General features: G+C 71.4%; 22 protein-coding genes. 9 read left to right on the top strand and 13 right to left on the bottom strand.

Annotation, left to right across the window (positions count from 1 at the left end; all coding sequences use genetic code 11):
- Positions 1–110 precede the first annotated feature (110 nt).
- The 8 genes from ABT008_RS29040 to ABT008_RS29005 form a co-directional block, all read right to left on the bottom strand.
- Positions 111–884: a 2-keto-4-pentenoate hydratase gene (locus ABT008_RS29040; RefSeq protein ID WP_350700278.1), complete on the bottom strand. Its 774-nt coding sequence runs from the start codon at positions 882–884 to the stop codon at positions 111–113.
- On the bottom strand, positions 881–1,942 hold the full coding sequence (gene dmpG, locus ABT008_RS29035; RefSeq protein WP_350700291.1) for a 4-hydroxy-2-oxovalerate aldolase: 1,062 nt from the start codon (positions 1,940–1,942) through the stop codon (positions 881–883). Before dmpG ends, ABT008_RS29040 begins: the two co-directional genes overlap by 4 nt.
- A 38-nt stretch (positions 1,943–1,980) precedes the next feature.
- Complete coding sequence (locus tag ABT008_RS29030) at positions 1,981–2,934, bottom strand: acetaldehyde dehydrogenase (acetylating) (RefSeq protein ID WP_350700289.1); 954 nt, start codon at positions 2,932–2,934, stop codon at positions 1,981–1,983.
- A complete protein-coding gene (locus ABT008_RS29025) occupies positions 2,931–3,725 on the bottom strand; it encodes a 2-keto-4-pentenoate hydratase (protein ID WP_350700276.1) in 795 nt (264 codons plus the stop codon). The genes ABT008_RS29030 and ABT008_RS29025 overlap by 4 nt, the downstream gene beginning before the upstream one ends.
- 76 nt (positions 3,726–3,801) lie before the next feature.
- The gene (locus ABT008_RS29020) at positions 3,802–5,283 is read right to left on the bottom strand and encodes a 2-hydroxymuconic semialdehyde dehydrogenase (RefSeq protein WP_350700287.1); all 1,482 of its coding nucleotides are present in this window, start codon (positions 5,281–5,283) and stop codon (positions 3,802–3,804) included.
- 20 nt (positions 5,284–5,303) lie between these two features.
- Positions 5,304–6,638 carry an FAD-dependent oxidoreductase gene (locus ABT008_RS29015; RefSeq protein ID WP_350700274.1) on the bottom strand — a complete coding sequence of 445 codons (1,335 nt, stop codon included), beginning with the start codon at positions 6,636–6,638 and terminating at the stop codon, positions 5,304–5,306.
- Positions 6,635–7,936, bottom strand: a complete 1,302-nt coding sequence (kynU, locus tag ABT008_RS29010; protein WP_350700272.1) for a kynureninase — start codon at positions 7,934–7,936, stop codon at positions 6,635–6,637. Before kynU ends, ABT008_RS29015 begins: the two co-directional genes overlap by 4 nt.
- Positions 7,937–7,943: 7 nt before the next feature.
- Positions 7,944–8,843, bottom strand: coding sequence for a tryptophan 2,3-dioxygenase (locus ABT008_RS29005; protein WP_350700270.1), 900 nt, complete (start codon positions 8,841–8,843; stop codon positions 7,944–7,946).
- Between the two features lie 146 nt (positions 8,844–8,989).
- Here ABT008_RS29005 and ABT008_RS29000 point away from each other — a divergent pair, with 146 nt between their 5' ends.
- From ABT008_RS29000 to ABT008_RS28990, 3 genes are all read left to right on the top strand, one after another.
- Entirely contained in the window at positions 8,990–9,430 is a 441-nt protein-coding gene (locus ABT008_RS29000; RefSeq protein ID WP_350700268.1) for an Lrp/AsnC family transcriptional regulator, read from the top strand.
- Between the two features lie 72 nt (positions 9,431–9,502).
- Positions 9,503–10,015: a hypothetical protein gene (locus tag ABT008_RS28995; protein WP_350700266.1), complete on the top strand. Its 513-nt coding sequence runs from the start codon at positions 9,503–9,505 to the stop codon at positions 10,013–10,015.
- Positions 10,016–10,027: 12 nt separating this feature from the next.
- Positions 10,028–10,861: a class F sortase gene (locus ABT008_RS28990; protein WP_350700264.1), complete on the top strand. Its 834-nt coding sequence runs from the start codon at positions 10,028–10,030 to the stop codon at positions 10,859–10,861.
- Between the two features lie 147 nt (positions 10,862–11,008).
- Here the strand turns inward: ABT008_RS28990 and ABT008_RS28985 are convergent, their stop codons facing one another.
- The gene (locus tag ABT008_RS28985) at positions 11,009–11,542 is read right to left on the bottom strand and encodes an HNH endonuclease (RefSeq protein ID WP_117230470.1); all 534 of its coding nucleotides are present in this window, start codon (positions 11,540–11,542) and stop codon (positions 11,009–11,011) included.
- A gap of 245 nt (positions 11,543–11,787) precedes the next feature.
- On the opposite strand from ABT008_RS28985, the gene ABT008_RS28980 reads away from it, so the two are divergent.
- From ABT008_RS28980 to ABT008_RS28970, 3 genes are all read left to right on the top strand, one after another.
- Positions 11,788–12,849 (top strand): mechanosensitive ion channel family protein, encoded by a 1,062-nt coding sequence (locus ABT008_RS28980; protein WP_350700263.1) that lies wholly within the window; start codon positions 11,788–11,790, stop codon positions 12,847–12,849.
- Positions 12,850–13,072: 223 nt separating this feature from the next.
- Positions 13,073–14,428, top strand: coding sequence for an MFS transporter (locus tag ABT008_RS28975; protein WP_350700261.1), 1,356 nt, complete (start codon positions 13,073–13,075; stop codon positions 14,426–14,428).
- A gap of 62 nt (positions 14,429–14,490) precedes the next feature.
- Positions 14,491–14,916 (top strand): globin, encoded by a 426-nt coding sequence (locus ABT008_RS28970; RefSeq protein WP_350700259.1) that lies wholly within the window; start codon positions 14,491–14,493, stop codon positions 14,914–14,916.
- A 64-nt stretch (positions 14,917–14,980) separates the two neighbouring features.
- Here ABT008_RS28970 and ABT008_RS28965 read toward each other — a convergent pair whose 3' ends face one another.
- The 4 genes from ABT008_RS28965 to ettA form a co-directional block, all read right to left on the bottom strand.
- Positions 14,981–15,565, bottom strand: coding sequence for a type III secretion system chaperone family protein (locus ABT008_RS28965; RefSeq protein ID WP_131056278.1), 585 nt, complete (start codon positions 15,563–15,565; stop codon positions 14,981–14,983).
- 131 nt (positions 15,566–15,696) lie between these two features.
- Positions 15,697–16,395, bottom strand: a complete 699-nt coding sequence (locus ABT008_RS28960) for a DUF8185 domain-containing protein (protein WP_350700257.1) — start codon at positions 16,393–16,395, stop codon at positions 15,697–15,699.
- Positions 16,392–16,838, bottom strand: coding sequence for an acyl-CoA thioesterase (locus ABT008_RS28955; protein ID WP_350700255.1), 447 nt, complete (start codon positions 16,836–16,838; stop codon positions 16,392–16,394). Before ABT008_RS28955 ends, ABT008_RS28960 begins: the two co-directional genes overlap by 4 nt.
- Before the next feature lie 15 nt (positions 16,839–16,853).
- Positions 16,854–18,530 carry an energy-dependent translational throttle protein EttA gene (gene ettA, locus ABT008_RS28950; RefSeq protein WP_350700253.1) on the bottom strand — a complete coding sequence of 559 codons (1,677 nt, stop codon included), beginning with the start codon at positions 18,528–18,530 and terminating at the stop codon, positions 16,854–16,856.
- A 353-nt stretch (positions 18,531–18,883) separates the two neighbouring features.
- Here ettA and ABT008_RS28945 point away from each other — a divergent pair, with 353 nt between their 5' ends.
- The 3 genes from ABT008_RS28945 (at position 18,884) to ABT008_RS28935 (ending at position 24,307) form a co-directional block, all read left to right on the top strand.
- Positions 18,884–20,284 (top strand): alpha,alpha-trehalose-phosphate synthase (UDP-forming), encoded by a 1,401-nt coding sequence (locus tag ABT008_RS28945; RefSeq protein ID WP_350700251.1) that lies wholly within the window; start codon positions 18,884–18,886, stop codon positions 20,282–20,284.
- Positions 20,285–20,325: 41 nt separating this feature from the next.
- Positions 20,326–22,887 carry a trehalose-phosphatase gene (gene otsB, locus ABT008_RS28940; RefSeq protein WP_350700285.1) on the top strand — a complete coding sequence of 854 codons (2,562 nt, stop codon included), beginning with the start codon at positions 20,326–20,328 and terminating at the stop codon, positions 22,885–22,887.
- Positions 22,888–23,719: 832 nt separating this feature from the next.
- A complete protein-coding gene (locus ABT008_RS28935; protein ID WP_350700250.1) occupies positions 23,720–24,307 on the top strand; it encodes a hypothetical protein in 588 nt (195 codons plus the stop codon).
- Positions 24,308–24,712 lie beyond the last annotated feature (405 nt).

Genomic DNA, 24,712 nt, shown 5'->3' with positions numbered 1-24,712 from the left:
ATTTCCGGGCAGCCCGACCGGCGCAGGGATCAAGCCTGACCGCCCGGAGCCGGTCGGGCTGCCCGGAACCCCCACCGCGCAACCAACGCCCGAACCCAAACCCACAGACATCACGACCCAGCCCGAACCGAAGCCCCACCAAGCTTCTCCACAACCGCCCGCACCCGAACCCCAGCCCGCAACGGCACCGCCGCCGTAGCCGCCCCCGCCAGGAACACCCACCCTTCCCGCAGCCGTACGCCGTGCCGACCGGCCAGCCGGATGCCCTCGTCGAGGGCCCGCCGCGGGTCGCCGAGGATGGCCGCCGTCGAGCCGACCTGGGCCACTCGTCCGTCGATCTCCAGCAGGACGCCGAGGTTCTCCAGCCCGTCGGGCACCGGTGACCAGGGGCCGATCACGAACGCGCCGGCCGAGGTGTTGTCGGCGATGACGTCCGGAAGCGAGAAGGTGAAGTTCGCGTACCGGCTGTCGATCAGCTCGATCGCCGGGGCGACCGCGCGGACCGCGTCGGTGAAGTCGCCGACCGGCTCGCCGGGTTCGGGCAGCCGGTCCAGCAGGAACGCCACCTCGGGTTCGACCCGGGGGTGGATGAAGCCGGTCACGTCGACCGTGCCGCCGTCGGGGACCCGCATCGCGTCGGTGAGCCGTCCCCAGATCACCTCGTCCACACCGACCTGGGCCATCTTCGCCTTGCTGGTGAGCCCCATCTTCAGCCCGACCAGCCGCTCGCCCCGGTCGAGCCGATGCTGCACCAGCGCGGCCTGCACCGCGTACGCGGCGTCGACGTCGAGACCGTTCTCGGCGGCGACCTGCGGTACGGCGGTGGCCGTGTCGGCCGCCCGGTCCAGTGTCGCCGCGATCTGCGCGATGTCCGGCCCAATCATGATTTCTCCTGCCCGGCGAGGTCCAGCGCCACGTCGACGATCATGTCCTCCTGCCCGCCGACCATCCGCCGCCGGCCGAGTTCGACCAGGATGGAGCGGACGTCCACGCCGTACCGGGCGGAGGCCCGTTCGGCGTGCCGGAGGAAGCTGGAGTAGACCCCGGCGTAGCCGAGGGAGAGGGTTTCCCGGTCCACCTGGACCGGCCGGTCCTGGAGCGGGCGGACGATGTCGTCGGCGGCATCCATCAGCGCGAACACGTCGCAGCCGTGCTTCCAGCCGTGCAGTTCGGCGACCGCGACGAAGACCTCCAGCGGCGCGTTGCCGGCCCCGGCGCCCATTCCGGCGAGCGAGGCGTCCACCCGGACGGTACGCCCGTGCGGGGCGTCCGGGCCGACCGCGTCGGCGCCCACGATGCGCCCGTGCTCGACGGCCAGCACGCTGTTGGCCACCCCGAGCGAGAGGTTGTGGTGGGCGTGGATGCCGATCTGCGTGGTCGGTTCCAGCACCTGCCGGTACGCGTCGACGCGCTGCGCCACGTCGGACATCAGCAACCGGCCGCCGGAGTCGGTGACGTAGACGCAGTGCGCCCCGTACGACTCCATCAGCTTGGCCTGCGCGGCCAGCCCGGCCGGGTCGTTCATGTGCGACATCATCAGGAAGCCGGAGACGTCCATGCCGTTCTCGCGGGCCCACGAGATGTGCTGGGCGGAGATGTCGGCCTCGGTGCAGTGGGTGGCGATCCGGACGCTGGTCACGCCGAGCGCGCGGGCCGCCTTGAGGTCAGCGATGGTGCCGATGCCGGGCAGCAGCAGGGTGGTCAGCTTCGCGGTGGTCATCACCTCGGCCGCCGCCGCGATCCAGTCGGCGTCGCTGGCCGCGCCGTGGCCGTAGTTGACGCTGGAACCGGCGAGACCGTCGCCGTGCGCCACCTCGATCGCGGCGACCCCGGCGGCGTCCAGCGCGGCGGCGATGGTGCGGACCTGGTCGACGGTGTACCGGTGCGCGATGGCGTGCATGCCGTCGCGCAACGTCACGTCCTGGATGTACAGCTCGGTCACCGGTCCGCCCTCCACGACCGCAGCGGCGTTCGTCGTCGTCACGCCCGCACCCCCTCGGCGCGCAGGGCGACCAGGCGCTGCGCGGTCCGCAGCGCGGCCGAGGTAATGATGTCCAGGTTCCCGGCGTACGCGGGCAGGTAGTGCCCGGCACCGGCGACCTCCAGGAAGACCGTCACCTGTACGCCGGTGAGCTGCCGCCCCAGCGTCGGCACGTACGCGTCCACCCGGTCGAACTGCACGTCCTGCTTGAGCCGGTAGCCGGGGACGTACTCCTGCACCTCGGCGACCATCGCGGCGACCGACTCGGCGATGGCGGCCCGGTCGGCGTCCGGGTCGGGGCAGAGGCAGTACACGGTGTCCCGCATCAGCAGCGGCGGCTCCGCCGGGTTCAGCACGATGATCGCCTTGCCGCGTTCCGCGCCGCCGACCACTTCGATCGCCCGGGCGGTGGTCTCGGTGAACTCGTCGATGTTGGCCCGGGTGCCCGGACCGGCGGACCGCGATGCGATCGAGGCGACGATCTCGCCGTACGCCACCGGGGTGACCCGGCGGACCGCCGCCACGATCGGCACGGTCGCCTGCCCGCCGCAGGTCACCATGTTCAGGTTCGTCTCGTGCAGGTGCTCGTCGAGGTTGACCGGCGGCACCACGTACGGGCCGATGGCGGCCGGGGTCAGGTCGACCACCGTGCGCCCGTGGCTGCGCAGCACCGCGTCGTTGTGTCGGTGCGCGCCGGCCGACGTGGCGTCGAAGACCAGGTCGACGTCGGCGAACTCGGGCATCGCGACCAGCCCGTCCACCCCCTCGGCGGTGGTGGCCACGCCGAGGCGTCGAGCGCGGGCCAGACCGTCGGAGGCCGGGTCGATGCCGGCCATCGCCACCATCCGCAGGCCCGCCGCGCCACCGTCGGCGTCACCGCCCGAGCGGAGCACCTTGATCATCAGATCGGTACCGATGTTGCCGGACCCGATCACCGCCACTCCGGCCATCAGGACGCCTCCTTCGCGAAGCAGGCCCGGACCGAACCGAGCCCGGAGATCCGTGCCTCGTACGCCGCGCCGGGCGTCACCGGCACCATCGGACCGAGCGCACCGGAGAGCACCACGTCACCGGCGCGCAGCGGGTCACCGGCGCGGGCCAGCGTGCCGGCCAGCCAGGCCAGCGCGTGCAGCGGGTTGCCGAGGCAGGCCGCCCCGGCACCGACCGACACCGGTTCCCCGGCGTGTTCCAACACCATCCCGGCCAGCCGCAGGTCCACGTCGCTCACCCGACGCGGTGAGGTGCCCAGCACGAACAGTCCGCTGGAGGCGTTGTCCGCCACGGTGTCCACGATGGAGATGTCCCACCCGGCCACCCGCGAGTCGACGACCTCGATGGCCGGCAGCAGGTGGTCGACGGCGCGCAGCACGTCCACGGTGGTGACCCGGGCGTCGGGCAGGTCGGCGCCGAGCACGAAGGCGATCTCGGCTTCGACCCGGGGCTGGAGCAGCCGGTCCAGGGCGATCTCGGCCCCGTCGGGCACCGCCATGACGTCGGTGAGCACACCGAAGTCCGGCTCGTACACGCCGAACGCCTCCTGCACCGCCCGGGAGGTCAGCCCGACCTTCGCGCCCACCCGGCGCTGGCCGGACGCCAGCCACTCGCGGACCTGGATCTGCTGCACCCGGTACGCCGCCTCGACGTCCCCTTCGGGCAGCAGCCGCCCGCGCAGCGGCGGGCACGGCTTCCCACTCGCCCGAGCCTCGATCAGTTCCCGGGCGGCCAGTTCGACATCAACGGTCATGACAGCTCCTCGCTGCGCTCGGACCCGCCACGAGCCTCGACCAGCACTGCATTGATGATTCGCTCGCTACGCTCGCTCATGAGAGATCCACACAGACGTTGGTGAGTTCGGAGTAGAAGTCGAGCGAGTGCACGCCGCCCTCGCGGCCGATGCCGGACGCCTTCACCCCGCCGAACGGGGTACGCAGGTCGCGCAGGAACCACGTGTTGACCCAGACGATGCCGGCGTCCAGCCGGGCGCCGGCCCGGTGCGCCCGACCCACGTCCCGGGTCCACACGGTCGCCGCCAGGCCGTACTCGGTGCCGTTGGCCAGGTCGTACGCCTCGTCCTCGGTGTCGAAGGGCGCGACGTGCACCACCGGTCCGAAGATCTCCTCGCGGTTGGTGCGGGCGTCCGGGCCGAGCCCGGTCAGGACGGTCGGCTGCACGTACGCGCCACCGTCGCGGACATCGCCGAACTGCGGCACCCCGCCGCCGGTCAGCACCTGCGCCCCCTCGGAGCGGGCCAGGTCGTAGTGGCCGAGCACCTTGTCCCGGTGGGTGTGCGAGATCAGCGGCATGTTCACGGTCGCCTCGTCGGCGGGCCAGCCGTACGCCAGCTCGGCGGCGCGGGCGGCCAGCCGCTCGGTGAACTCCTCGAACACCGGCCGCTGCACGAGGATCCGCTCGGTGCAGAGGCACACCTGGCCGCCGTTGGTGAAGCTGGACCGGACCGATCCGGCGACCGCCGCGTCCAGGTCGGCGTCGGCGAAGACCAGCCCGGCGTTCTTACCGCCGAGCTCGAAGCTGACCGCCTTCACGCCGTCGGCGGCGGCGCGCATGATGGCGCTGCCGGTGGCGGACTCCCCGGTGAAGGTGATCGCGTCGACGCTCGCGTGCCGGGTGAGGGACTCCCCGGCCGAACCAGGACCGAAGCCGTGCACCAGGTTGAACACCCCCTCGGGCACACCGGCCGCCGCCATCACCTCGGCGAGCAGCGTGGCCGAGGCGGGGGTCTCCTCGCTGGGCTTGACCACCACGGCGTTGCCGCAGGCCAGCGCCGGTGCGACCTTCCAGGTCAGCAGCAGCAGCGGCAGGTTCCACGGCACGATCACCGCGACCACGCCGACCGGCTTGCGGACCGCGTAGTTGAGTGCCCGGCCGCCGGTCGGGGTGACCGTGGTGAACGACTCGGTCGGCGCGGTCGCCACGATCTCGGCGAAGGCCCGGAAGTTGGCCGCGCCACGCGGGATGTCCAGGGTGCGGGCCTGCGAGATGGCCTTGCCGGTGTCGGCAACCTCGGCGGTGACCAGGTCGTCGAAGCGGCGCTCCAACTCGTCGGCGACCCGACGCAGGACCTCGGCGCGTTCCCGCTCCCCCATCCGGCCCCACGGCCCGCGCAGCGCCGCCCGGGCCGCCGCGACCGCGTCGTCCACCACCGACGCGCCGGCCTCGACCACCTCGAAGACCGGTTCGCCGGTGACCGGGCTCCGTCGGGTGAAGCGGGGGCCCTCGTCGTGGAACTCGCCGCCGACGAAGTTGCGCAGCAGGACAGGGCCGTCCGGCGCGTGCCCGGTCATCAACCGGGGGTCCCAGCGGGTCATCGACGTCTCCCGCGCCCGATCGCCACCGCCGCACCGGCCACCGCCGCCAGCACACCGGCGGCCACCGCGCCGAGCACCTGGTACTGCCGGCGAACCCGGCGGCGCACCTGCGCGTACGGGACGGTGGAGAAGGAGACCATCTCGTACTGGGAGACGTACCGTCCGGGCAGCGCCCGCTCCAGGGCGTGCTCGACCTTCTTGCGGGTCCGGAAAACCGGCGAGGCGACCTTGTCGCGCATCTCCACGAAGTTGGCCAGTGCCATCCGGGCGATCGCCTCGGCGTTGCCCTGCCGGCGCTGCTGGAACAGCGGCAGCGCGGCGGACCAGTCGTCGTCGCACTCGGACAGGCAGCGGTCCAGCTCCACCACGTCCTCGAAGGCACAGTTCGCGCCCTGGCCGTAGAACGGGACGATGGCGTGCGCCGCGTCGCCGAGCAGGCCGACGCGTCCGTTCACCTGCCACGGGTCGCAGCGCACCGTGCCGAGAACGCCGACCGGGTTGTGCTGGTAGTCGTCGACCAGGTCGGGGGCGAGCGGCAGCAGGTCCGGGTAGTGCTGGGCGAAGTGCCGTTCGATCGCCGCCTTGCTGCCCAGCGACGCGAAGCTCGCGGTGCCGTGGGTGGGCCAGAACAGCGTGCAGGTGAAGGAGCGGTCCGGGTTGGGCAGCGCGATCATCATCGAGGTGCCGCGCGGCCAGATGTGCAGCGCCCCCTCGTCGAGGGCGAAGTCACCACCGGCCGGCGGGATGCTCAGTTCCTTGTAGCCGTAGTCGAGGAAGTCGACGCTCTCGGTGAGCAGGCCGTGTTCGAGCAGTTGTCCGCGTACCGCCGAGCCGGCACCGTCGGTGCCGAGGACGACGCGCGCGTCCGCGGTGACCGCGCCCTGCGGGGTCTCGAAGGTCATCCGCGCGGTGTCCGGGTCCAGGCCGACCAGCCGGTGGTCGAAGGCGATCCGCACGCCGGGCAGCTTCGCGGCGGCCTCCAGCAGCGCGTTGTTCAGCGCACCCCGGCTGATCGAGTTGATCGCCCGGTCGCCGGAGACGCTGTACGACTGGAAGCCGGGCTCACCGAGCACCGGGTGCACCATCCGGCCGCGCATCGGCAGCGCGTCGGCCATCACCTGCTCGTCGAGCCCGATCCGGCGCAACGCGTCGAGCCCGCGCTCGGAGAGCGCCAGGTTGATCGACCGGCCCCGTTCGACGGTCCCGGTACGCGGGTCCGGCCGCCGCTCGTACAGCGCCACCGGATAGCCCCGGCGGGCCAGGAAACAGGCCAGCAGGCAGCCGGCCAGCCCGGCGCCGACCACGGCGATCTCGTCGCGTTCCCGGTTCATCCAGCTCTCCCAACGGTCGCGGCCAGCGCGTCGGCGACCCGCCAGCAGTCGTGGTACGTCGAGTAGAGCGGCACCGGGGCGAACCGGACGACGTCCGGCTCCCGGGCGTCGGCGATCACTCCGTGCTCGTACCGGAGCCGCTTGGTCAGCTCCCTGGCGCTGCCCTCGCCGAGTCTGACCGAGAGTTGGCAGCCACGGCGACCCGGGTCGCGCGGGGTGATCACGGTCAGCGGCCGGTCGACGGTCACCTCGTCCAGCAGCCGCTCCAGGTAGCCGGTGAGCCGCAGGCTGCGCTCGCGCAGCGTGGGCATCCCGACCGCGTCGAACAGCTCCAGCGAGGTACGCACCGGCCCCATCGAGAAGATCGGCGGGTTGGAGATCTGCCACGCCTCCACGGTGGACGGTGGGCGGCTGACCGGGGTCATCTCGAAGCGGGTCGCCGCCGCCGTGCTCCACCAGCCCTCGAAGCGGGGCAGGTCCGCATCGCCGTGGTGCCGCTCGTGTACGAACACCCCGCCGAGCGCGCCCGGCCCGGAGTTGAGGTACTTGTACGAGCACCAGGCCGCGAAGTCGACGTCCCAGTCATGCAGCGACAGCGGCACGTTGCCGGCGGCGTGCGCCAGGTCCCAGCCGACCACCGCCCCGGCGGCCCGGCCGGCGGCGGTGATCGCCGGGATGTCCATCAGCTCGCCGGTGAGGTAGTTGACGCCGCCGAGCAGCAGCAGCGCGACGGTGTGCCCCTCGGCGGCCAGGAACGCGGTGACGTCCTCGGTGCGCAGGGTGTCCTCGCCCGGTCGCGGCGTCAGCCGGACCACGGTGGCGTCCGGGTCGAGGCCGTGGAAGCGGGCCTGGCTGCGCACCGCGTAGCTGTCCGAGGGGAAGGCGCTGTCCTCGATGACGATCCGGGTCCGCGTGCCGCTCGGCCGGTAGAAGCTGACCATCAGCAGGTGCAGGTTGACCGTGAGCGAGTTCATCACCACGGTCTCGGTGGGCAGGGCGCCGACCAGTCGCGCGGCCGGGGCCGTCAACAGCTCGTGGTACGGCAGCCAGGGTCGTTCCGCCTCCAGGTGCCCCTCGACACCGAGCCGCCCCCAGGCGTCCACGTCGGCCAACAACTCGTCCCGGGTGGCCCGGGGTTGCAGGCCGAGCGAGTTGCCGGCCAGGTAGGCCGCCTCGGGATGGTGACCACCGTCGGCCGGTGGCACATGGAACAGGTGCCGGTGTCCGGGGTCGGTGGCGTCCAGCCGGAGGGCTTCGGCCTCGTCGAGGCGTGGCGCCTCGGCCTCGTTCGTCGTCATCGTCGCCTCACATCGCGGTACGGGCGGACCACAGCTCGGGGAAGACCACCCGGGCCATGCTGCGTTGCAGCCAGGCCAGCCCGGCGGAGCCGCCGCTGCCGACCTTGGCGCCCATGGTGCGCTGCACCGCCTTGATGTGGTGGTGCCGCCAGTCGCCGAACTGTTCGGCGACCTCGGTCAGCGCCTCACCGAGCATCCGCAGGTGGTTGTCCGGGCCGGAGTCGGCGTAGATCCGCACCCAGGCCGCCTCGACGGCGGGGTGCGGCTCGTGCTCGACCGCCACGTCCCGCTCCACCAGGTCGGCGGGCAGCTCATGGCCGTGCCGGGCGAGCAGGGCGACCACCTCGTCCCAGACGCTCGGCGTGCCGAGACCGGCGGTCAGCTCGGCGTGCACCTCGGTCTGCCGACGGAACGGCCGGATCAGCGCCGGGTCGCGCAGCCCGAGCAGGAACTCCAGGTGGCGGTACATGGCCGACTGGAAGCCCGAGCCCTCGCCGAGCAGGTTGCGGAAGCGGTTGAAGTCGGCCGGGGTCATCCAGCGCAGTCCCCGCCAGGCGGCGTTGAGCCCTTCCAGGTGCAGCGCGGCCCGACGCAGCGGGGCGAGCGCCTCCCAGACCCGGTCGCCGCGCAGCAGCCGGGCGGCGTCGCGCAGTTCGTGGCAGGTCAGGCCGAAGTACAGCTCCATGATCTGGCTGACCATCAGGAACGACATCTCGCCCGGGTCGTCGCTCAGCGGCTGCTGCAACCGGTGCAGCGTGCTGGCCTGCACGTACGCGTCGTACGGCACCCGCTCGGCGAACTCCAGCGTCGGCTCGCCGCCGTTGCGTGCGGCACGGGCCGCGCGCTGGCGGCCGGTGACCGGACGCACCGCCGCCCGGGTACCCGGGCGCAGCTCCGTCTGCTCCATGCGTCCGCTCCTTCCTGGCGTCGGTCCAGACATGATCTCGCGGTCTGATCGCCGGACGGAATGCCTCTTCAACGGCGGTTACGCAGGTCGACCTGCCGAACGAAAGGCACTGGCAGCAGTTCGGTTGCCGGACGTAAGGTCGCCGCGTGGACGAGATGGACTGGGCCCTGCTCCGTGAGCTGCAGGCCGACGCGCGACTGTCGTTCAGCGAGCTGTCCCGGCGGGTGCACCTGTCGCCCCCGGCGGTCGCCGAACGGGTCCGGCGGCTGGAGGAGACCGGCGTGGTCACCGGCTACCACGCCCACGTCGACCTGGCCCGGGCCGGTCGCACGGTGGTGGCGCTGATCCGGATGTCCTGTTACGGCGCCCGGTGCATCCTGCACGTCCCGGAGGTCGCCGACTGGCCGGAGATCCTGGAGATCCACCGGATCACCGGCGACGCGTGCAGCGTGCTGAAGGTCGCGGCCTGCTCGATCGGGGAGTTCGAGGCGGTCATCGACCGACTCGCCCCGTACGGGCAGCCGTCGAGCACGATGGTCCTCTCCACTCCGCTGGGCTGGCAGCCGGTCACCCCGCTGTCGGGTTAGCCGCCCCGGCAGGGGGAATGCGCCGCGGGTCGCCCCAGCAGGACCGGTGCACCGGTGCCGGGAGGGAGGATCATGCGGGGTCTGCTTCCGTACCCGTCGACCATCGTCCGACTGTTCGGCGCGTTCGCCCTGATCGGGGCTTTCGTCCTGGTCGGCGCCGCGCCCGCGCGAGCGGGTGAGAACGCCTTCGTCGAGGTGACGCCGAACAGCGTGCAGGCCGGCTCCCGGGTGCACCTCAAGGCAAGCTGCGACAACGCCAACAACCGGCAGGCCGAGGTGACCTCGGACGCGTTCCGTCAGGTCTTTCTCCGCCCGGACAACGGCTTCCTCACCGGGGACGTCACCGTGCCGAGCGACAAGCAGGCCGGCGACTACCCGGTCAACCTGCGCTGCGAGAACGGTCAGACGGCCCACACCACGCTGACCGTGCTGAACATGGAGCAGCCCACCAAGGGACCGGCGACCGGTGGCGGCGGCACCGCAGACGGCGGGACCGGCTCGATGCTGCTGCTCGGCGGCGCCGCCACGGTGGCCGCAGTGGTGGTGTTCGGGCTGGTCAGCAGCCGGCGTCGGGCCGGTTCCTGACCCGCTGTCGCGATGAGCGGCCCTCGCGTACCCGCGCCGGAACCCGGTCCGGGCCCACGCCGGACCACCGCCCGTCGGGTGCCTCGCGCCTGGCGACGAGTGGTGGGCACGGCGTGGGGCCGGCTGGGCCGGGTCACCGCGCAGATGGGGTCGGCCAGCGTCAGTACGCCCGACCCGGCGACCCCGCCGCTGCCGCCTCGGGGTCGACAGGTCGGCCGGTACCGGCGGTTCGGCCGCTCCACTCCCGGGGTGCCGGTCCTGGTGATCGGCGCGCTGATGCTGCTGATCGTCACGATGATCGGCGTCGAGCGGCTGACCGGGGTGAACCTGCTGCCGGACCGGTTCATCGCCGGGCTGGCCCGTCCGCCGAAGGACTACCCGACGCTGTCGGCGAGCGAGCCGGTCAGCATCGAGATCAGCAAGATCGACCTGACCGCCCCGGTGCACAACGTCGGGATCGCGCCGGACGGCAGCGTCGCCGCCCCGCCGGCCGAGCGGGCACAGGAGGCCGGGTGGTACGACCAGGGCCCGACCCCCGGCCAGTACGGCCCGGCCGTCATCGTCGGGCATGTGGACACCAGCACCGGCCCGGCCGTCTTCCAGGACCTGCGGGAGCTGCGGTCCGGCGACCGGGTCGAGGTGGCCCGCTCCGACGGCTCGGTGGCGGTGTTCGAGGTCGAGCGGGTCGGCCGGTACGACAAGGAGCAGTTGCCGGCGGACGACGTCTTCGGCGACTTCAGCCGGCCCCAGTTGCGGCTGATCACCTGCGGTGGGCGCTGGGTCGGCGGCGAGACCGGCTACGCGGACAACGTGATCGTCTTCGCCTCGCTGGTGCAGGCCCGCTGACCGGGCCTGCGGTCGACCGACATCGGACTTCGCAGGCGGCGCGACTCGGGGACGCCGCTCCGGCGGCGTCGGCCTCGGCTCAGGCGGCTCCCGCCGGGCGGCTCAGGCGGCTCCGGCCGGGCGCGACTCGGGCTTCGGCCGGGCGGCTCAGGCGGCTTCGGGCTCGCGCAGGTCGAGCCAGTCCGCCCAGCGCGGGTCGGGGGCGCGGTGCCCGAGCACCCGCCAGGCGATCCCTCTCGGGGCGGCCGGCGGGGAGTGCAGCCGCCAACCCATCTCGGCCGGGGTCTTGTCGCCCTTGCTGTGGTTGCAGCGGGCGCACGCGGCGACCACGTTCTCCCAGGCGTGCCGACCGCCCCGGCTGCGCGGGAAGACGTGGTCGATGGTCTCGGCCGGGCCTCGGCAGTAGGCGCACCGCCAGCCGTCCCGGGCGAAGATCGCCCGCCGGGACAGGCCGACGTGGGTGCGGTACGGCACCCGGACGAACCGGGTGAGCCGGACGACGGAGGGCACCGGGAGCGCATTGCGTGCGCTGTGCAGGATGCCCTCGCCGTCGGCGACACAGACCGCCTTGGCGGAGAGCACGAGGATCGCGGCACGGCGTACCGACACGACACACAGCGGCTCGTAGGTGGCGTTGAGAACCAGCGCGCCAGAGCCCACCGTGGGTCGTATGTCAGGCATCGCGTCACCCTCCCGGTCAAGCGGCAGTCACACTCGCCACCGCCGACCGGTGTCGGACACAGCCCTACACCATGTCGACGCCGGCCGGATCACCGACGTCCGTTGCGCCAATCGTCCCTGATCGGAACCGCGAATGCACGCACTAATCCTGGGTAGCCGGGGCGGCTTTCCGACCGGCCGGGTCCGACGTCACCGTCCGGTGGGGCGGCGGTGTACTCGCCGGGCGGTTGCGGTACGAACACAGGGTGATTGTCAGCATCCTTCGTACCGTCGCGCCCACACCGACCCCGGCAGCGCCGGAAACGGACGAGACGCCCAGCCCGGAGTGTCTCGACGAGGTGGTCTGCAACTGGGTCTGGAAGTTCTCCGACTCGGTGTGGTTCGCCGAGGGCAGCTACTGGATCCTGATCAAGCCGCTGCGGATCATCCTGATCCTGCTGCTCGCGATGGCCGCACGATGGCTGGTGCACCGCACCATCCGCCGGTTGGTCCGCACCACCAGCGACGCCGGGGTGCCCACCATGCTCCGCCCGCTGCGCGAGCGCATCCCGACCGCCGCCGCCGAACCTGGCGAGTTTGTGCCAGAACGCCGCCGGCAACGCGCCGAGGCGATCGGCTCGGTGCTGCGCAGCATCAGCACGGCGTTCATCTACGGCATCGCGGTACTGATGGTGCTCAAGGAGTTCAGCTTCGAGCTGGCACCGCTGCTGGCCAGCGCGGGCATCGCCGGCGTGGCACTCGGCTTCGGCGCGCAGAGCCTGGTGAAGGACCTGCTCGCCGGACTCTTCATGCTCCTGGAGGACCAGTACGGGGTCGGCGACAACGTCGACCTGGGCGAGGCGAGCGGTGTGGTCGAGGCGGTCGGGTTGCGCGTCACCACCGTGCGTGACGGTCGGGGTGTGCTCTGGTACATCCGCAATGGCGAGATCGTCCGGGTCGGCAACAAGAGCCAGGGCTGGGCGTTGGTGGTGGTGGACCTGCCGATCGGTTTCGCCGGCACCGAGGAGGCCATGGCGGTGCTGCGGACCGCCGCCGCCTCGGTCGCGGTCGACCCGGAGCTGGCCCAGTCGATCGTGGAGCCGCCGGACGTACTCGGCGTCGAGCAGGTGACGGTGGAGGGCACGGTCATCCGCACGGTGGCCAAGACCACCGCCGAGGGGCAGTTCGCCGTCGGCCGGGAACTGCGTCGCCGGCTCGCCGAGGCGCTGGAGAACTCCGGCATCACGGCACGGATCGCGGCGGGCCGGTTCCTTCCCGGGCTACCTACTCGTTCCGATAGTGAGACCGGTCAGGGGGGTGCCACCTGAGCGGGGCGACGGGGGTCGCGGCCGAGTGGCCCCTCGGGTATCGTCCGTTCGTTCAGTCGGAGATGCGACCGTCCACCCGTTCGCCCTAGCCAGTTGTCAGACGATCGGGCAGAATCCGGTTCACGCGCTACCAAGCGCGGTCACGTCCTCGCTGATCCGACAGATCTGACGATGGTTCCGGGACAGCCATCACGAGTGGCCGGCCACCGGGACGATGGAGGCGATGGTGTCCGACGAGCGACCTTCTCCGGAAGGGCCGGCCACCTTCCGTGAAGTTTTCGCCCAGAGTGAGTACCGCGCCGTCTTCGCGGCCAACACGCTGACCTGGATCGGCGACTACGTCGCCAAGGCGGCGGTCACCCTCCTGGTCTACCGGACGACCCAGTCCGTCGCGCTCTCCGCCGCCGCCTTCGCGGTGAGCTACCTGCCCTGGCTGATCGGCGGGCCGCTGCTGGCCACCGTCGCCGAGCGACACCGGTACCGGCAGGTGATGGTCATCTGCGACGTCATCCGCATGTCGCTGATGCTGCTCATCGCCATCCCCGGCATCCCGGTGCCGGTGATCCTGGCGTTGCTGTTCGCCACCACTCTGGCCAACCCGCCGAGTCAGGCCGCCCGGTCCGCGTTGATGCCGCTGATCCTGCCCGGCGACCGGCTCGTCGTGGGGCTCTCCATCAACGCCAGCGTGGGGCAGGCCGCCCAGGTGGTCGGCTATCTGCTCGGCGCCGTCGTGGCGACGGTGAGCCCGACCGCCGCGCTGCTGATGAACGCGGCCGCCTTCGCGCTCTCCGCGCTGCTCGTCCGCTTCGGCGTCCGCGACCGGGCACCGGCGATGAACACCGCCCACCGCAGTCACCTGCTGCGCGAGACCGCCGACGGGTTCCGGATCGTCTTCCGTACGCCGGTGTTGCGGGCGATCGCCGTCCTGGTCTTCAGCGCCATGCTCTTCTCGATCGTGCCCGAGGGGCTCGCCGCCGCCTGGGCGAACGAGAGCGCGGGCGGGATGAACACCGGCCTGGCACAAGCCGTGATCATGGCCTCGCACCCGCTCGGCTTCATCCTCGGCGGCCTGCTGATCGCGCGGCTCGTCGGGCCGGCCCGTCGGCTGGCCCTGATGCGACCGCTGGCCGTCTTCGCGCCGCTGGCCCTGGTGCCCTCGCTGCTCGACCCCTCACCGGTGATGGTGGCCCTGCTCGCCGCCGTCTCCGGATTCGCGGTCGCCGGCATGCTGCCGGTGGCCAACGGACTCTTCGTGCAGGCCCTGCCGGACGGCTTCCGGGCCCGGGCCTTCGGCGTGATGGCCACCGGCGTACAGGTGATCCAGGGCGCGGCGGTGCTGGTGACCGGGTTGCTCGCCGAGCGCTTCCCGATCCCCGTCGTGGTCGGGGTGTGGAGTATCGCGGGGGTGCTGCTGATGTCGATCGTGGCGCTCCGCTGGCCCGACCACCGGACGGTGGCCGCCTCCGTCGAGGCGGCCCGGCGCGCCGGTGCCGACCCCGCTCAGGGCGATGCCGGCGGGTCCGAGGTGCCGGGCTCCGAGCAGGTAGGTCCGGGCCGGCCACAGCACGCGGTGAGCTGAACCACCCTCGGCGGGCCGTCCCGGTCGGGCCGTCGGTCGATGGCGCCTGGCAGGATGGAACGGTGAATCCCGCAGGTGAGTCCGAGCGCAACGGCGAGACGGTCACGCTCTTCGAGGCCGTCGGCGGCGAGCCCACGTTCCGCAAACTGGTCGACGAGTTCTACGCCGGTATCGCCACAGATCCGCTGCTACGACCGATGTACCCGGAGGACCTGGGCCCGGCCTCCGACCGGATGAGGCTGTTCCTCATGCAGTACTGGGGCGGCCCGAACACCTACTCCTCGCAGCGGGGGCACCCCCGGCTGCGGATGCGGCACGCACCGTTCCGGATCGGCGCGGCCGAGCGCGACGCCTGGTTGCGGCACATGCGCCGGGCGGTCGAGCGCCTCGACCTGCCGCCGACGATCGAGACCGAGCTCTGGAACTACCTGGAGCGGGCGGCCCTCTTCATGGTCAACACGATGGAGGACCCGGCCGCGCCCGCGTGAGGCACCGCCGTACCGTCCGGGGCGCGCCCGCCACCTGCGCGGCGGCGGGCCGCACCCGTCGGGGTCAGAGCAGCGCGCCCTCGTCGTGCAGCCAGTCGACGAAGCTGGTGGCCACCGCCGCCCCGCAGTCGAGCAGCTCGACCAGGAGGGCGTCGTGGGCCCCTGCGGCGAGCGGCACCTGCAACTCGGCGTAGATCGGCAACTGGCCGCGTTCGGTGGCGTCACCCACGTACGCCTTGCAGAAGCGCCGGGTGTGGTTCCACTCGTTGACCACCCGGTAGGCCCGGTCCGCCCAGTCCGGCGGCACGGTCGCGTGCGGCCTGGCCCGTAGCACGAGAATCTCGTCCTCCGGCCCTTCCAGCGTGACCAGCACCGCGTGCCGCTCCCACATCGCCAACAGGTTGCCGTCACCGTCGGCGAGATAGCGCACGTCGAGCAGGTCGAGCGCGTCGCAGACCCGGCCCAGGGTGACCGGTTCGACGGTTGCCGGCATGTCGGCGATCAACGGATGCTCCCCGCCCGACCGGTCGTCCCCCGGTTGGCGGGGCGGAGGCGGCCCGACCCGGACCGTGCCTTCCACCGTGATCCTGCTTCGAGTTTCCGGGTCACCGCCACTGGCGGGACCGGGGCGCCATGACCACCACGGCATCGCTCGCGCACCTCACTCCCCAGCGGATCCAGTCGCCTACGGTGGGTTGGATCCGAGGATGGACGGTACCCGGACAGCCGGAACGAAGCATCCCCCCAACGGCAGCCCCAGCCCAGAAGGATGAACCAGGGTCATCCGTTCGCATGAGCCACGGAGGGCCGTACGACAAGATCCGTGGCCTTCTGCGACCAAACAGCTCCATACGGTCCCACCAGCCCGACCCATCGGCCAGCCGCACGGACCTGGACCGCGCCCGATTCCGGCGAATCCCCGGCAGGACCTAGGAAACCCATCCGAACCAGACCCTGCACCAATCGCTGGGTCACCTCCACCGGACGGCCAGGCTCGTCGTCCGGCGTCACCACCACCGCCACGTGGTCCAGCAGGGCGTCCCGCAGGGCCCGCTGCCCGACCGCCCGACCGGCCACCCCGTGCGCGGCGGCCTCGCGCAGGGTGCCCGCCGCCGCCGAGGCGAGCCGGCGCAGATCCCCGCCCGGCAGCGTCTCCACCCACCGGCTCCCGGCCGGCGGCAACGCCCAGCGCCACTGCGCGTCCTGGCGTGCGGGCAGCGCGGTCCCCCCGGCCGCCAGCTCGGCCAGCAGGCTCCCGGCGGCCACCGTGACGTCCCCGGCGCCCGGCCCGGCCACCGTGCGCGCCGCCAGGACGCCCCACGGCAGCCGGGCCCAGAGCGAGGTACGGCCCGGTGCGCCGGCGGGCCGCAACCGGACCAGGGCGGCGCTCTCCAACCGCACCAGCCGGGACAGGAACGCCCCGGCGTCGGCAACGTCGGCGATCCCGTGCCCGGTGCCGCCGCCCTGTGGTCCGGTCACGGTGTCCCGCCGTCGAGGGCGTACCCGAGCAGGAAGGCCCGTTCCTGCTCGGTCAGCCGGCGAGCCGCCTGCTGGGCCAGGTCGAACGGCACCAGCACCGAACGCGCCCGGCTGACCAGCAGGTCACCGTCGTACATCTCGTAGCCGATGGTGAAGGAGGCGGCCCGGATCTGCTCCACCCAGAGGTCGATCCGCACCGTGGGCGCGCCCTCGGCGGTGGCGCGGTGCAGGGCGAAGTCGACCGGGCGCAGGTAGTCGATCTCGTGCCGACGGATCACCACGCCGTTGGTGAACGAGTCGATCCCCTGGGCCTGGGCGCCGGCGAACATCAACGCCACCCGGGCCTCCTCGTAGAGCGTGAGGAAGCGGGCGTTGTTGACGTGACCGTACGCGTCCTGGTCGGACCAGCGCAGGGTGCAGTGATAGACGAACCGGTCAGCCACGACGATCCACCCCGCTCAGTCGCGGGTCAGCTTGCGGTAGGTCACCCGGTGCGGCCGGGCCGCCTCGGCGCCGAGCCGGTCGACCTTGTTCTTCTCGTACGCCTCGAAGTTGCCCTCGAACCAGAACCACTTGGCCGGGTTCTCGTCGTCGCCCTCCCAGGCCAGGATGTGCGTGGCCACCCGGTCCAGGAACATCCGGTCGTGGGAGATCACCACGGCGCAGCCGGGGAACTCCAGCAGCGCGTTCTCCAGGCTGGACAGCGTCTCCACGTCCAGGTCGTTGGTCGGCTCGTCGAGCAGGATCACGTTCCCGCCGATCTTGAGCGTGAGCGCCAGGTTGAGCCGGTTGCGCTCGCCGCCGGAGAGCACCTTGGTCGGCTTCTGCTGGTCCGGCCCCTTGAAACCGAACGCGGCGATGTACGCCCGGGACGGCATCTCGACCTTGCCCACCATGAGGTGGTCCAGCCCGTCGGAGACGACCTCCCAGACCGACTTGTCACCGGCCAGGCCCTGCCGGTTCTGGTCGACGTACGACAGCGAGACGGTGTCGCCGACCTTGACCGAGCCGTCGGTCGGCTGCTCCAGCCCGACGATGGTCTTGAACAGCGTGGTCTTGCCGACGCCGTTCGGGCCGATGATGCCGACGATGCCGTTGCGCGGCAGCGAGAACGACAGGTTGTCGATGAGCACCCGGTCGCCGAAGCCCTTGGTCAGGTTGTGCGCCTCGATGACGGTGTTGCCCAGACGCGGACCCGGCGGGATCTGGATCTCCTCGAAGTCCAGCTTGCGGGTCTTCTCCGCCTCGGCGGCCATCTCGTCGTACCGGTCGAGCCGGGCCTTGGACTTGGTCTGCCGCGCCTTGGCGTTGGAGCGGACCCACTCCAGCTCCTCCGTGAGGCGCTTCTTCATCTTGGCGTCGCGGCGTCCCTCGACGGCGAGCCGCGCGGCCTTCTTCTCCAGGTAGGTGGAGTAGTTGCCCTCGTAGCCGACGGCCCGGCCACGGTCCAGCTCCAGGATCCAGCCGGCCACGTTGTCCAGGAAGTACCGGTCGTGGGTGATCGCCAGCACGGTGCCGGCGTACTTGGCCAGGTGCTGCTCCAGCCACTGCACGCTCTCCGCGTCCAGGTGGTTGGTGGGCTCGTCGAGCAGCAGCAGGTCGGGCGCCTCCAGCAGCAGCTTGCAGAGCGCGACCCGGCGGCGCTCACCACCGGAGAGCGTGGTGACGTCGGCGTCCGGCGGCGGGCAGCGCAGCGCGTCCATGGCCAGTTCGAGCTTGGAGTCGATGTCCCAGGCGTCGGCGTGGTCCAGCTCCTCCTGGAGCCGGCCCATCTCCTCCATCAGCTCGTCGGAGTAGTCGGTCGCCATCTGCTCGGCGATCTTGTTGAACCGCTCCAGCTTGGCCTTGGTGTCCGCGACCGCCTCCTCGATGTTGCCGAGGACGGTCTTCGCGTCGTTGAGCGGCGGCTCCTGGGCCAGCAGCCCGACGGTGTAGCCGGGCATCAGCCGGGCCTCGCCGTTGCTCGGCCGGTCCAGCCCTGCCATGATCTTGAGGAGGCTGGACTTACCGGCGCCGTTCGGGCCGACCACACCGATCTTGGCCCCCGGCAGGAAGCTCAGCGTCACGTTGTCGAGCACGACCTTGTCGCCGTGCGCCTTGCGCGCCTTTTCCAGGACGTAGATGTACTGGGCCACGGTACGGGCTACCCTCCGTCGGTGGTGATCGCCGAATGTCGTGTGGTGCGGGTGCGGGCCGGTTGACCGCCCGCCGCCGGCCGGAAGCCGGCCGCGCGCACGCCATCGTCAATCCTGACAGGTACGCCGCCCCGCGCCCACATCGCCCCGCCCGGCGCTGCCGGGCAGGCCACCGGGCCGACGCGCAGCAGCCCAGGGTGTCGGGGCAGGCGGCGGACCATGTCACCATGATCACGTTCAAGGTTGACGGAGTCTGGGAAGGGTAGGTGACTCCGGCACGGGGGAACAGACGCCGCAGCTACGCTCAGTACGCTCATCGCGGTGGACCCGTCAGCACCCGGAGGTGGCCGATCGTGACCGTCCGTAGCTCCTTTGTCGTAGTGGCGAATCGACTGCCGGTCGACGAGGTGAGCACACCTGAGGGCCGGCAGTGGCGACGCAGCCCGGGCGGGCTGGTCACCGCACTGCATCCCGTCCTCGCCGAGCATCAGGGCACCTGGGTCGGCTGGGCCGGCGGCACCGGCGCGGCCCCCGAACCGTTCGACCTGGAGGGCATCCGCCTGCACCCGGTGCCGTTGAGCGCCGAGGAGTTGGAGCGCTACTACGAGGGCCAGTCCAACGCCACCATCTGGCCGCTCTATCACGACGCCGTCGAGACGCCCGCCTACAAGCGACGCTGGCGCGAGGCGTACCGGCTGGTCAACGCCCGCTTCGCGGAGGCCGCGGCGGAGGTCGCGGCCGAGGGTGCGACGGTGTGGGTGCAGGACTACCAGCTCCAGTTGGTGCCGGCCATGCTCCGGGAACTCCGCCCCGACCTGCGGATCGGGTTCTTCCTGCACATCCCGTTCCCGCCGATCGAGCTGTTCATGCAGATGCCGTTCCGCGCCGAGATCCTGCGCGGACTGCTCGGCGCCGACCTGGTCGGGTTCCAGCAGCGGCTGGCCGCGCAGAACTTCGTCCGGCTGGCCCGCCACCTGCTCGGCCTGCGCTACGAGGGCCAGATGATCCAGGTGGACGGTCGGCAGGTCAAGGCCGGCGCGTTCCCCATCTCCATCGACACCAAGGAGATGGAGCGGTTGGCCGCCGACCCGGCGATCCAGGCCCGGGCCAAGGAGATCCGCGAGGAGCTGGGCAATCCCAAGACGATCATCCTCGGCGTGGACCGGCTCGACTACACCAAGGGCATCGAGCTGCGCCTCAAGGCCTTCCGCGAGCTACTCGCTGACGGAAAGTTGACAGTCCCGGACGCCGTTATGGTGCAGGTCGCTACGCCGAGCCGCGAACGGGTCGAGCACTACCAGGCACTTCGCGTCAAGGTCGAGCGCGAGGTTGGTCGGATTAATGGCGAATTTGGGCGGGTCGGTGTGCCGGCGGTGCATTATCTGCATCAGTCGTACAGTCGGACCGAACTGGCTGCGATGTACGCCGCCGCTGACGTGATGATGGTGACTCCACTGCGAGACGGTATGAACCTCGTGGCCAAGGAGTATGTCGCGTCGAGGGCGGACCACGGGGGCGCGCTCGTACTCAGTGAGTTCGCCGGCGCAGCCACCGAGCTGCGTCAGGCGTTCCTGTGCAACCCGCACGACCCCGACGCAGTCAAGGACGCTCTGCTACGGGCCGTGCATGTGGAGAAGCCGGAGGCTCGTCGCCGTATGCGGACTATGCAACGCCATCTGCGCACCCACGACGTGGGGCACTGGGCAAAGTCCTTCCTCACCGAACTAGGTGTGCCTGACATGGAGGCGGCGTGAACGCCGGCTCAAACGAGATCATCACCCCGGCGGCGGGCACCATGGACCCGGAGCTCCGGTCCGCCATCGGCCGGATCGCCCGGGTCCCCCAGCTCCTGGTCGCCTGCGACTACGACGGCACCCTCGCCCCCATCGTGGAGGACCCGAGCAAGGCCGTACCCCTGCCGGAGTCGGTGGCGGCGGTGCGTGCCCTGGCCGCTCTGCCGCAGACCACCGTGGCCGTCGTCTCCGGTCGCGCGCTGCGCGACCTGGCCGCGCTCTCCCGGCTGCCCAGCGAGGTCCACCTGGTCGGCAGCCACGGCTCCGAGTTCGACATCGGGTTCGTCGAGCGGCTCTCCCCCGAGCTGATCGCGGTCCGCACCCGGCTGCGGGACGCGCTGCGCGAGATCGCCGCGGACCACCCGGGCGTACGCCTGGAACGCAAACCCGCGAGCGTCGCGGTGCACACCCGTGGGGTCGCCCCCGAGATCGCCGGCGCGGCCATCGAGGCGGTCCGCAACGGCCCCGCCACCTGGCCGGACGTGACGGTCACGCAGGGCAAGGAGGTGATCGAGCTGTCCGTGGTGGCCACCCACAAGGGCACTGCGGTCGACCAGCTCCGCACCCAGCTCTCCGCCAGCGCGGTGCTCTTCATCGGCGACGACATCACCGACGAGAACGCCTTCGGCAACCTGCACGGCCCCGACGTCGGCATCAAGATCGGGCCCGGCGAGACCAAGGCCGGCTACCGGGTGGGCGAGCCGATCGAGGCCGCCCGCGCGCTCGGACTGCTCCTGGAGACCCGACGACACTGGCTGTTCGGCGAGCGGGCGGTGCCGATCGAGCGGCACTCGATGCTGGCCAACGGGCGGACGGTCGCCCTACTCACGCCGGACGCCAAGGTCTCCTGGCTGTGCAACCCCAAGCCCGACTCGGCGGCGATCTTCGCCGATCTGGTCGGCGGCAGCCCGGCCGGTCACTTCAGCGTCGCCCCGGAACGCGGCGGCATCCCGCTGGGCCAGCGCTACCGGTCCGGCACCATGACCGTGGAGACCCGCTGGTCCGGGCTGACCGTCACCGACTGGCTCGACAGGCCCGACCCCAAGGCAACGCCGGACGGTCCCGCGATCATCGCCGGCGACTCGACGCTGATCCGGGTGCTGGCCGGCACCGGCCGGGTCCGCGTGGAGTTCGCTCCCCGGCCCGAGTTCGCGCAGGTCGCCGTCCAGCTCCAGCCGGTCGGCGACGGCCTGCTGGTGCTCGGTTCCAACGAACCCATCGCGCTCTACTCCCCCGGCGTGCAGTGGGAGGTCGGCAACGACGGCGGGTACGAGACCGCCAAGGCGGTGGTCGACCTCTCGTCGCTCGGCGGGCAGGTCGTCCTGGAGCTGCGGTTCGGTACGCACAGCCTGGAACACCACCGGCTGCCGATCCACGAACGGCAGGCCGCCGCGGAACGCCCCTGGAAGGACTGGGTCGCCTCGCTGCGGCTGCCGACCACCGCACGGGACCTGGTCGCCCGCAGCGCGCTCACGCTGCGCGGGCTCTGCCACGAGGCGACCGGCTCGATCCTCGCCGCCGCGACCACCTCGCTCCCCGAGGAGCTGGGCGGCGTCCGCAACTGGGACTACCGCTACTGCTGGCTGCGTGACGCCGCGATGACCGCCCGCGCCCTGGTCGACCTCGGCTCGATCACCGAAGCCGAGGCGTTCCTGCGCTGGGTGGACGGTTGTGTCGAGCGCACCGGCGGACACCCCGAGCGGCTGCACCCGCTCTACACCGTCGACGGGTACGAACTGGGCGCGGAAGCCGTCATCGACACGCTGCCCGGCTACGCCGGCTCCCGGCCGGTACGCGTCGGCAACCTCGCCAACCACCAGCTCCAGCTCGACGTGTTCGGCCCGATCGCCGACCTGATCGCCGCCACCGCCGACGCCCGAGGGTCGGTCCGCCCCGAGGAGTGGCGGGTACTGGAGAACATGGTCGAGGCGGTCCGTCGCCGCTGGCACGAGCCGGACCACGGCATCTGGGAGGCGCGGCTGCCTCCCCGGCACCACATCTTCTCGAAGGTGATGTGCTGGATGACCGTCGACCGGGCACTGCACGTCACCCGTCAGCACGGCGGCGAGGACCGCGCCGAGTGGGTGGAACTGCGCGACCGGATCGGCGCCAACGTCCTCGAGCACGGCTGGCACGAGCACGCCGAGGCGTACAGCGTCGCGTACGGCGACGAGGACATGGACGCCTCCTCGCTGTGGATCGGGCTGTCCGGGCTGCTGCCCGGCGACGACCCGCGCTTCCTCTCCACCGTGCTCAAGATCGAGGCGGACCTGCGCAGCGGCCCGGTCGTCTACCGCTACCACTGGGACGACGGCCTGCCCGGGCGGGAGGGCGGCTTCCACATCTGCACGTCCTGGCTGATCGAGGCGTACCTGCGCACCGGTCGGCGTACCGACGCCGAGGAACTCTTCCTCCAGATGATCGACACGGCGGGCCCGACCGGACTGCTCCCCGAGCAGTACGACCCGCTCGCCGAACGCGGCCTGGGCAACCACCCCCAGGCGTACAGCCACCTCGGCGTGATCCGCTGTGCACTGCTGCTGGACAACATGCTCAAGCAGTAGCCCCTCGTACGCACACCCGGAGCGGCCGGAGACCCCCAGGTCCCCGGCCGCTCCGCCGTCTCTCTTCCCCCGGGCTCCCGCCCTCCTCCCCGCCCCCTCCCCGCCCCCTCCCCGCCTGCTCCCCGCCCTCCCCTTCCCTCTCCTTCCCTTCTCGACAATCCTTCACATATCGCCCACCAGGCCCTCCCGGGGACACGGTTGATCAAGGAGTTTTGGTCCGAATCCGCCGCCCATCCAGACCAAAACTCCTTGATCAACGGGGCGATCTTGGGAGGCGACCTTGGGGCGCCGTCGTGTGGTGGCCGGGGCAGAGCCTCGCGTGGTCGGGCGCGGGCTTTCGGGCGCGTGGTCGGTGTTCGGCAAGAGAACTGCGAGCTGCGAGATACCTGGGCGGTCGGGCAGGACTGGCGTCGGCCGTATGGCGACGTGACGGCCAGCAGGAGATGGGGGTTTGGGTGACTGTGAGTCGAATGTTCGGTTTTGGGCGTATGTGAGTCGGCGCTGGGCGGAATCGGGGGCGGGTCGGTGGAGTTGTAATCGGGTGGCTGACCGAGGAGTACCCCGCGCCCTGGCAGGTGGCCGGCTGATGTCGGAATGACCTGGGCCGGTCGGTCGTTATACCTGGTCCCGGCGCCGCGAGGGCTCGCGGATATCCCCGGGAATGATGCGGCCGGGTCGGTGGTTGTGATCCCGACGCCGCAAGGACCGGATCCGTTGACCCCCCTGCGGCCTCGTGCGTTTCTTCTCTTGTCTTCTTGGCGCCTGACGGCGTTCGCGTCGCCTGTCCGTCCCCCTTGGGCTGGTGGCGTCTACCCCCGAATGGAGCTGTCTCATGAACTCGAAGTTGCTGCGTAAGAGTGTTCTGGGTGTTGCTGGTCTGGCGTTTGCCGGTGGTGTGTTCGCCGGCCCGATCGCGCACGCCGACGCCACCCCCGTCACCGCTGGTTCGCTGGTGGCGGTGCAGGCGGACAAGCCCGACACGGGCAAGTTGATCCCGCACGGTGTGCAAGGTGCCCAGTCCCGCATCGATCTGGACGACGAGCAGGTCGCCAACGCCAAGGCGATCATCGCCGCGACGAAGAAGGCCGGCATGGACGAGCGTGCCGCCGTCATCGCGATCGGCACCGCGTTCCAGGAGTCGAAGCTGGAGAACCTCGGTCACCTGGGTGACCGCAACGACCACGACTCGCAGGGTCTGTTCCAGCAGCGCCCGTCCAGTGGGTGGGGCACGGTGGAGCAGATCACCGACCCCGAGTACTCCACCCTGGCGTTCCTCAAGGGTTTGAAGCAGGTCGACGGTTGGCAGGACATGCCGCTGACGGTGGCGGCGCAGACGGTGCAGGTGTCGGCGTTCCCCGACCACTACGCCCAGTGGGAGCAGCAGGCCGCCGACCTGGTCGCCGAGCACTGGAACAGCTGACCCCCACACCACGCACAGACTTTCCTCGAATGAGGGGGAGCAAGAATGCCGCCGGCCGGTACCCGCAACCTGAGGTGCCGGCCGGCGGCATTTCCCGTGCACCCGGGGATGCGGCGTGTTGCGGGGTGGGGTGTAAGGAGGGGTCCCTTCCTATACACCAGGCGTTAGCAGGGGACCCCTCCTTACACACAGCCAAACCAAAACAACACCAACCCACCGCGCGACCGGGGAACAACGAGCGGTGGAGCGTCGTTGTACCGGGCGTCGGTGTGATCCAGTGTCCCCGGGCCTCACCTAAATTGCCGTCGCGGAATACCGTTCGGCTGGAGCCGCGTCGCGCCACTCGCCGAGAGGCGACCTGCACACCGACCTGCTGGCCGGCACCCCACTCGGGGTGCCGGCCGG

Source organism: Micromonospora sp. NPDC002389 (genome assembly GCF_040296095.1).
In the GTDB taxonomy this organism is placed as follows: Bacteria; Actinomycetota; Actinomycetes; order Mycobacteriales; family Micromonosporaceae; genus Micromonospora.
Note: the sequence above shows the minus strand (reverse complement) of the source record. Positions and strands in the feature narration are given on the sequence as shown.

Coding starts and splice junctions, on each gene's coding strand:
- ABT008_RS29040 (WP_350700278.1), bottom strand. CDS start 884: ATGATTGGGCCGGACATCGCGCAGATCGCGGCGACACTGGACCGGGCG.
- ABT008_RS29025 (WP_350700276.1), bottom strand. CDS start 3,725: ATGACCGTTGATGTCGAACTGGCCGCCCGGGAACTGATCGAGGCTCGG.
- ABT008_RS29020 (WP_350700287.1), bottom strand. CDS start 5,283: ATGACCGGGCACGCGCCGGACGGCCCTGTCCTGCTGCGCAACTTCGTC.
- ABT008_RS29015 (WP_350700274.1), bottom strand. CDS start 6,638: ATGAACCGGGAACGCGACGAGATCGCCGTGGTCGGCGCCGGGCTGGCC.
- kynU (WP_350700272.1), bottom strand. CDS start 7,936: ATGACGACGAACGAGGCCGAGGCGCCACGCCTCGACGAGGCCGAAGCC.
- ABT008_RS29005 (WP_350700270.1), bottom strand. CDS start 8,843: ATGGAGCAGACGGAGCTGCGCCCGGGTACCCGGGCGGCGGTGCGTCCG.
- ABT008_RS28995 (WP_350700266.1), top strand. CDS start 9,503: ATGCGGGGTCTGCTTCCGTACCCGTCGACCATCGTCCGACTGTTCGGC.
- ABT008_RS28990 (WP_350700264.1), top strand. CDS start 10,028: ATGAGCGGCCCTCGCGTACCCGCGCCGGAACCCGGTCCGGGCCCACGC.
- ABT008_RS28985 (WP_117230470.1), bottom strand. CDS start 11,542: ATGCCTGACATACGACCCACGGTGGGCTCTGGCGCGCTGGTTCTCAAC.
- ABT008_RS28975 (WP_350700261.1), top strand. CDS start 13,073: ATGGTGTCCGACGAGCGACCTTCTCCGGAAGGGCCGGCCACCTTCCGT.
- ABT008_RS28965 (WP_131056278.1), bottom strand. CDS start 15,565: ATGCCGTGGTGGTCATGGCGCCCCGGTCCCGCCAGTGGCGGTGACCCG.
- otsB (WP_350700285.1), top strand. CDS start 20,326: ATGGACCCGGAGCTCCGGTCCGCCATCGGCCGGATCGCCCGGGTCCCC.
- ABT008_RS28935 (WP_350700250.1), top strand. CDS start 23,720: ATGAACTCGAAGTTGCTGCGTAAGAGTGTTCTGGGTGTTGCTGGTCTG.